This is a genomic window from Paenibacillus sp. TAF43_2, from assembly GCF_052113545.1.
GTDB lineage: Bacteria > Bacillota > Bacilli > Paenibacillales > Paenibacillaceae > Pristimantibacillus.
Genome location: NZ_JBFRDK010000334.1, coordinates 1 through 2,764 on the forward strand (window position 1 = coordinate 1; position 2,764 = coordinate 2,764).

Genomic DNA, 2,764 nt, shown 5'->3' on the forward strand with positions numbered 1-2,764 from the left:
AATTAGCTGCGACCCGAGCAGCATGAGCAAGCAAATGACAAAAACAACGATTTTGCTAAAATAAATCGATTCACGCCTTACAGGCAGTGATAAAAACATGTATATACTTTTACTGCCCCAATAACCTGCATAAATCGTCTTTAAGAAAAATCCGCATGCTGCTGCTATGCATAGGAGGAATACGATGATGCAGCCTGAAGAGGCATAAATATTTTCATAGCGCTCGTGAACGGTATATTCACCATAGTCTTTGACAAACATGTGGAGCAGATAAAGAGGGATAACGATTACAGCTGTGCAAAGCAGCATAATCGCTTTCAACCAGGTTGAAAATTCATATTGCAGCAGTCGATAAAAGGTTCTCATGATACCACCTCAATTGTATTATAGTAGTAGTACAGATACGCCAAAAAAAACTATTCCCAACGCTCGCTAATGAGGGAGATGACTTGTTGGAACGACAAATGAATCTCCTTAGCGGAGCCAATAAACGCTTTCACTAACTCATCCGTCAGCTTAGCTTCAATTTGCTTTAAGATCGCCTCATCTACATAAATAACACTTCCGAGCGTACTGCTCGTGCGAACATAACCTTCATCCTCCATAAGCTTAAAAGCCTTTTGCACTGTATTCGGATTAATGTTCAGTTGTGCAGCTATTTCTCGCCTAGACGGCAGCTTATCTCCTGACTCAGCCTTCCTCAGCAATATTTGTCTCTTCACATACAATGCCGCCTGCACGTATACGGGCTCCTTGTTGTTTAGCTTTAATTCATAAAAATTTAGCACGTACACATCACCTGCCTTATCTCTTGATTGTATTATTGCACTAGTACAATTTAATTGTCAATATGTAACAAAAAAAGGAGCATGATTTTGAGATCTGCTCCTTTTCTTCGATGATATGAATTAAATCTTTCTAAACCTTTTAAAAATGAAACCGTTTCTTTATTTCCTCTTTAAATTGCCGATCCGAGAAAATAATCATGCCGATGATCGTGAGCAATGAGTAAACAATCGCTGCCACACTTGGCCAAATGACATCCGCTAATTGAAAAATAAATAAAATCGCAGGACATAGGCTGATGAAAAACATAGCTAATAAATAACCGATATCATTATGCCATAACGATTTTTTTATAATGGCGAGCAGAGTCATCACAAAAGTTGCTGCCATACCAAACAGCGGAATGGCATAGGTGGTTGACCACTTCATAAACCCAACAAAAATATCGATTACGAGTAAAAAAAGCGCTAATATCGCGTAATGAAACAATATCTTTTTGCCGATATGCGCCTTTGACAATATCGTATCTTTTACAATAACCCATGCATAGATTAACCCGGTCGTCACAATCGCAGACCACAATTTAGGATTGAGCTGCAACGTTAATAAATTAATCGTAATCGAGAGTACTATAGCCGATATCGTTAAAAACAAAAACAGCTTCGTACGTGTAAATACGGCTGTTTCTTGATGTAATTTTGAATAGGAGGGGTACTCTGACGCACTATTCCCGCGATTCCCAAGAGGCCTCGAGCATAACGGACAATAGTCGTGCTGATCGTCAACGCTCACATTGCATCGATTGCATAACCTCATCCATTCCTCCCCCAATCATTTGAATATACTCTCACGTCAAGCCCAGCCTGAGCCGCTAAATAAGAGAAAAAATATTGCAGTATATCGGCTTCTACAATACTTCTCGTAAACGTAATCGTCAGCTTATCATTAACCGTACAGACGCCGCAGCTTACTGGGCTTTTATTTGATGGATAGACTACAGCCTCAATAACGTCGATATAGTTATACATTTGCTGCGGCAAAATGATGTTGCCAACATTGGATAACGTCATCGTTCTTCTGCTTTCTCCTAGTGTGCGAAAACCAAAATCAACAAACCAGCTTTTGAGAAACAGCGGAATAAAAAGAGTAGCTTTGTTGCGTTCGAGCGCTACATTGTTATAAATAATATTTTGCAAATTTTCTTTTCCAGTTTTCTGCTTTAACATTTCATTTACTCGAATAATGAGCTCATCAAATGAAGCGTCCTCGGTTACTTTTATTCCGATATTTACAACGCCAAAAAAATTGCGAAGCGTTCGCGACGGGAAGGCTTTGCGTAAATTGGCTGGAATAGATATGACCACCGGGGCATTTTGCTCACTAAATTTAATTCTTGTTTGATAAATAGAGTAAATGAGCAATGTCGTTAAATACGCTGTTATCGTACAGCCCTTTTGCTTGGCAAGTGCATTCAATGCAGAAGCACTAACAACGCCGTGCACCACATTGTTTCCGAAGTGCTCAAAGCGTGTACCTTTAACATGATAAGATTTGCTCGCTATCACTCGTTCAACATAACAATCCTGGTAATACCTGCGAAAGCTGTCCTCCATATCAAGCACATCCACTCCAGTATCCGCGAGCAAAATTTTTCCTTCAGGATCGATGTTTTCCCCCAAATATATGAGGTAATAGTATAAAAGTGATTTTAAAAATTCAATGGTTCCATTGCCATCCGTAAGGGAATGAAAAACTTCAATTGATACTCTATTTTGATAATATAAAACCTTAAATAAGTAACCGTTATTCGTATTCGGATCAATATCCCGGCATGGATACTGCTCGTCCTCTTCGATCACAATTTTCTCCGTATTTTCATCCAAGTAATTCCAAAACACACCTTTACGTAGTTTAACGGTAAACATCGGAAAACGATCAAATACGGTATCAGCCGCTTTTTGCAAGGCGTCAGCATCTA

General features: G+C 39.2%; 4 protein-coding genes. All 4 read right to left on the reverse strand.

Going from position 1 to position 2,764, the window contains the following annotated elements:
* Positions 1–366 (reverse strand): hypothetical protein (locus AB4Z17_RS33030; RefSeq protein WP_441964640.1); only part of this gene is annotated, 366 nt, incomplete at its 3' end.
* A 50-nt stretch (positions 367–416) separates the two neighbouring features.
* Positions 417–788 (reverse strand): GntR family transcriptional regulator, encoded by a 372-nt coding sequence (locus AB4Z17_RS33035; protein ID WP_441964642.1) that lies wholly within the window; start codon positions 786–788, stop codon positions 417–419.
* Between the two features lie 139 nt (positions 789–927).
* Entirely contained in the window at positions 928–1,602 is a 675-nt protein-coding gene (locus AB4Z17_RS33040) for a DUF6320 domain-containing protein (RefSeq protein WP_441964644.1), read from the reverse strand.
* On the reverse strand, positions 1,599–2,764 hold a 1,166-nt coding region (locus tag AB4Z17_RS33045; RefSeq protein WP_441964646.1), incomplete at its 5' end, for an alcohol acetyltransferase. The genes AB4Z17_RS33045 and AB4Z17_RS33040, both read right to left, overlap by 4 nt.

Coding starts and splice junctions, on each gene's coding strand:
- AB4Z17_RS33040 (WP_441964644.1), bottom strand. CDS start 1,602: ATGAGGTTATGCAATCGATGCAATGTGAGCGTTGACGATCAGCACGAC.